The organism is Paraburkholderia sp. RL18-085-BIA-A (assembly GCF_046027075.1).
In the GTDB taxonomy this organism is placed as follows: Bacteria; Pseudomonadota; Gammaproteobacteria; order Burkholderiales; family Burkholderiaceae; genus Paraburkholderia.
Genome location: NZ_JARESU010000294.1, coordinates 1 through 4,207, shown reverse-complemented (window position 1 = coordinate 4,207; position 4,207 = coordinate 1). Strand labels below are relative to the sequence as shown.

The 4,207-nt window shown below is 58.2% G+C and carries 4 protein-coding genes; 1 reads left to right on the top strand and 3 read right to left on the bottom strand.

The features are described from left to right. Positions 1 to 361: 361 nt before the first annotated feature. Complete coding sequence (locus P0D89_RS51255; protein WP_408379356.1) at positions 362 to 1,345, top strand: helix-turn-helix domain-containing protein; 984 nt, start codon at positions 362 to 364, stop codon at positions 1,343 to 1,345. Between the two features lie 390 nt (positions 1,346 to 1,735). Here the strand turns inward: P0D89_RS51255 and P0D89_RS51250 are convergent, their stop codons facing one another. The 3 genes from P0D89_RS51250 to P0D89_RS54885 form a co-directional block, all read right to left on the bottom strand. Beyond that, positions 1,736 to 2,122 carry a response regulator transcription factor gene (locus P0D89_RS51250; protein WP_408379353.1) on the bottom strand — a complete coding sequence of 129 codons (387 nt, stop codon included), beginning with the start codon at positions 2,120 to 2,122 and terminating at the stop codon, positions 1,736 to 1,738. A gap of 163 nt (positions 2,123 to 2,285) precedes the next feature. Continuing rightward, positions 2,286 to 2,909, bottom strand: a complete 624-nt coding sequence (locus tag P0D89_RS51245) for a response regulator transcription factor (protein ID WP_408379361.1) — start codon at positions 2,907 to 2,909, stop codon at positions 2,286 to 2,288. Further along, positions 2,906 to 3,988, bottom strand: a complete 1,083-nt coding sequence (locus P0D89_RS54885; protein ID WP_507028602.1) for a sensor histidine kinase — start codon at positions 3,986 to 3,988, stop codon at positions 2,906 to 2,908. The genes P0D89_RS51245 and P0D89_RS54885 overlap by 4 nt, the downstream gene beginning before the upstream one ends. Positions 3,989 to 4,207: the final 219 nt, after the last annotated feature.

Here is a 4,207-nt window from a genome sequence, read left to right as displayed (position 1 = left end):
TACTTCTGTGGTGCCGAAGCCGAAACCGATTCAATACCGCTTTCGACGGGCACTTCGAACCACTCGAGGGTCGTGCAGCGTCAAGTGTGGACATAGTCCAGCGAAGCGAACACTTGACGCCACGCAAGCAAAATACGCTACCTGTATGGCCGGGAGCGGCGCACTCTCGCTTACGGCCATACAGACGAATAGCGAGCATTCAGGAACCGCATCGCTAATGACATAGCCAGCGGTCTCAAAATCACCCACAGATTCCGCCGAGGATCCATAAAATGAGGCCTTGAGTTTTCGCAAATGCATAAGCCTGCCTGGAAAACCACTTCCCAGATGGCAGCCATGGTGTCCGACTAGAGGTCCTCAGATGACAACGACATTGACCGATGCACGTGCAAGCGGTCTTGCCATTCTTCACGATGATGGTGGTGCGAATTCCCGCTACCGCATCGCGGAGCCGATTGCTGCAGAAGACTGCTGGCGTGGTCCCCTTTTGCCCGCGGCGACGCGAGCGGTATCGACTGACCGCGTTCTTGTATCACGGTGGACGCGCCGAGGTATCGAGCCGATTGAGCACACCAGTGAGGGCACCGGCGATCACCACACCATCGGCATCAACCTTAAATCTACGGCGCTCACGTTCCGATCAGGCAGGATGCTCTACGAAGGCGAAGTCACGCCTGGCGCCATCCACGTAACTAACCCTGGTCAGAACGCCAGAGCGGTCTTCCGTTCACCGTGCGATGTGCTGCATCTCTACGTGCCGCAGGGGCTACTCGTGGAGCACTTTCAGGAGGCTTTCGGTCGCCAACATAACGGCGACATAATTCTGGGTGCTCCGCATTTCACCTGCGACCCATCAATAGAACGATTGGGCCGCGCCCTATCGAGCGTAGAAGGCAGCGAGACCTTTTTTAGTGATATCTATGTCGAGAGTATTTCTATAGCGATCGTCGCGCGACTTCTCGAACGCCGTTTCGCAATCGATCGAATTCCGACCTCAGGAAAGGTCACGGCCCTACCACCGTGGCGCCTACGCCGCGCTATCGACTATATAGAGGCTCACCTTGCTGAGAAGTTGACCTTGGGTAGCATCGCGGCGAGTGTCGGCCTCACGCGTATGCACTTCGCCGCACAGTTTCGGCTGGCCACAGGCTTCACGCCGTACGCATATCTACGTCGTCGTCGTGTCGAATTCGCGCAGAAGCTTTTGCTGGAATCTGACTTGCCACTTGTTCAAATTGCCCTGGCGTGCGGCTTTAGTACGCAATCCCATTTCTCTTCAGCGTTCAAGCAGATTGTTGGCGATTCGCCCAGATGGTGGCGAGTACATGCCCGCATCGGCCGTTGAACCGGAGGGTCGCTTTGCATGGCACGGTTTGCACAGCTGCGCCGGATCGTGTGCATGCGCTTCGATGCCCGCGCAGACGCGTGTCTTGCAGCCATCGATGTCTGCGGCCGAGGTATAGGGTGCAACGATGCCAAGCAGAATCGTGACTAAAGCGGCGAGTAAAGCAGACCCGTATCTCATCACGTGCTCCTGCATTTCCTTTGAACGCTGCGCGCGCAGTGAACCCGCGCGCGCGCCGACGGCAGGCGAACGCGGAGGGTCAGTTAGCCGCGCATCAACTCGAAACGACCGGCCGCTCGATTGATGCGCCGACGTAGGTCAGTTCGGTAGCTGGAATTCAGGGAGACAAACAGACCTTAGTCCCATATCGCCAGGCGGAGCACACGTGCTTCAGGGGCGCGACGAACCGTCTATCGCCATTTCCACGGCCTTGATCAGGATGGCTGCATTGAATGGTTTGCGCAGATACGCTGCCGCGCCGGACCCAAGGGCTGCCTGCCGAATGGAAAGCTCGTCGTGCGCGGTGATCATGATGATCGGCACGCCCATTGGCGCGAGTTGACGTTGGACTTCCAGTCCGTTGGTTCCCGGCATCTGGATGTCCAGAATGACGCATGCAGGCCGGTATGACGGAATCGCCGCCAGCGTATCCAGAAACTCGTCGCCGCTTGAAAACGTCTCCGCCCCAATACCTGCGGAGTGCAGCAGACGCTTGATGGCTCGGCATACCGATTCATCATCGTCGACCACGGCAACGATCTGGTTGAGCTTGACCATATGACGGCGCGAACACGCGGTCGCTCCATGAATAGACCATCTGGAGTTCCAGCGTAACGGGAGATACGGTGACGAGATATAGGACTTTGGTCCACTAGCGGCATTGATCCGACGGAACAGGTCCGATATTCCTCTCACGAGGCCCCGATCGGACCATTCCGGATTAGTTACCGTCGGCCGCCTGCACGCCGACTTTTCCCGCCATCCGAACGAGTTCGACAATCGATCGGGCCTTCATCTTCTCCATTACGCGAGCCCGATGAATCTTGATGGTCGTTTCGGCCGCGCCAAGATCGCTGGCGACCTGCTTGTTCAGGCGACCTGTTAGTACGAGCGCCATGACTTCGCGCTCGCGGCGCGTGAGATGATTGACCCGCTCCTGAAGTTCCGCCCTTTCGCTTCTTTTCGCCCACTCCACGCAAGCGCGCTTGAGTGCGCGATCCACCGCGGCGAGAAGCAGCGATTCGCACACCGGCTTGGGTAGAAAGTCGAGTGCGCCACCCTTCATTGCTTCAACGCTTGAGCCGATGTCGCCATGCCCGGTCAGAAAAACGATGGGGAGACGCTGGTCGAGATTGCGCTGCACCTCCAGGCCAGTCATTCCCGGCATCTGCAAATCGAGAATCAGGCATGCGGGCATGCTCGCCAGATCGGCTCTATTTAGAAGAGCCTCGGGACTGTCAAAGGATTCGACGTGGTAACCCGATGCGCGCAGAAGCCGGGCGAGTGCGCATCGCACCCGTTCGTCGTCATCTACGATGAAAACGCGGGCCGCGGCCTGGCTCATAACGTCTGGTGGCGGTCCCTTTGCAGGTCCGCTCCCGGAGGCAATGTTATGTGAAACGACGCTCCCTTGTCCTCGTTGTTCTCCGCCCATAGCTGCCCTCCGTGCGCCGTCACGATCGTGCGGCTAATAGAAAGACCCAGACCGAGTCCCCGAGGTTTGGTCGTGAAGAAAGGCCGGAATATCTTGTCCATCTTGTCGACAGTCAACCCGTGACCCCGATCTTTCACTGTAATCCGTACGCCGCCCCCAACCTCTTCTCGCACCGTGGTCTCAATCATGCGCTCCGTTGGATCGCATTCCTTCACCGCGTCGAATGCGTTCAGCAGCAGATTGAGGACAACCTGCTGGAGTTGAACCTTGTCGCCGAACACCATCGGGAGATGGTCGGCGATGTCGAATCTCGTGCGAACCTCACGCGCCATCGCATCGCTATGGACGAGCAGCGCGATATCCCGGACCACACCGCCAACCTCCACTGGCCGGAGCTCCATGTCGCCTTTTCGCACCATCGTCCGGATTTTCTGGATGACTTCGCTCGCGCGACAGTTGTCCAGAATGATGTCGCTCAATGCCTCACGGAGTTCCGCTTGATTGGCGTTTTCCGACCCCATGAATTTTTGCGCGGCTTGGGCGTTGCTCAGGATAGCGGTAAGCGGTTGATTCAACTCGTGTGCGAGAGAACTCACGAGTTCTCCCAACGACGACACGCGCGCCAGATGCGCAAGTTCATTGCGGTTTCGATCGACTTCGAGGCATGCGCTGCGACCCGCTATCGCGATGATCTGCAATGCCTGATCAAAGGCGCCATATCTCGTCGTGTCAGCTTCGACGTGAAAACCTTCGCCGTCACGCCGCCGCGCAACCAGCATCTGTGTCGTTGCCACGTCGGAGATCCCGCTTGGGACGCCGCGGTCTGCGGACGCCGAATGGCAACCGCACAAGCCGTGAATCGGGAACAACATCTCGAGCGATGCACCGATCAGTTCTTCCCAGCTGTATCCGAACAGTTCTATCGCTTTGGCGTTTGCGAAGGTTATCTGATTCTGCTGATCGACCGTCAGGATCGCGATCGGCAACATTTCAAGGGCGCCCCTCAACGGCATGCTTTCGTCCAGCATCCGGCGCCTGCCGCGTCCGTCTCCATACAGCCATGCCACACATGCGCCTGTATACCCTCGCCATCCCGACTTTCGGCCGCCGGGCTCATGCTCTTCGGCTGTAACGCGCTTTTTGGGCATATCGGCGACATCGCCATGGAGAACGAGAAAATCGGAACCCGATGTTCACAGCCGCCGGTG

What these genes read in the sequence shown, in the direction of transcription:
- P0D89_RS51245 (WP_408379361.1), bottom strand. Translation starts at nt 2,909, where the DNA reads ATGAGCCAGGCCGCGGCCCGCGTTTTCATCGTAGATGACGACGAACGG.
- P0D89_RS51255 (WP_408379356.1), top strand. Translation starts at nt 362, where the DNA reads ATGACAACGACATTGACCGATGCACGTGCAAGCGGTCTTGCCATTCTT.
- P0D89_RS54885 (WP_507028602.1), bottom strand. Translation starts at nt 3,988, where the DNA reads ATGTTGCCGATCGCGATCCTGACGGTCGATCAGCAGAATCAGATAACC.
- P0D89_RS51250 (WP_408379353.1), bottom strand. Translation starts at nt 2,122, where the DNA reads ATGGTCAAGCTCAACCAGATCGTTGCCGTGGTCGACGATGATGAATCG.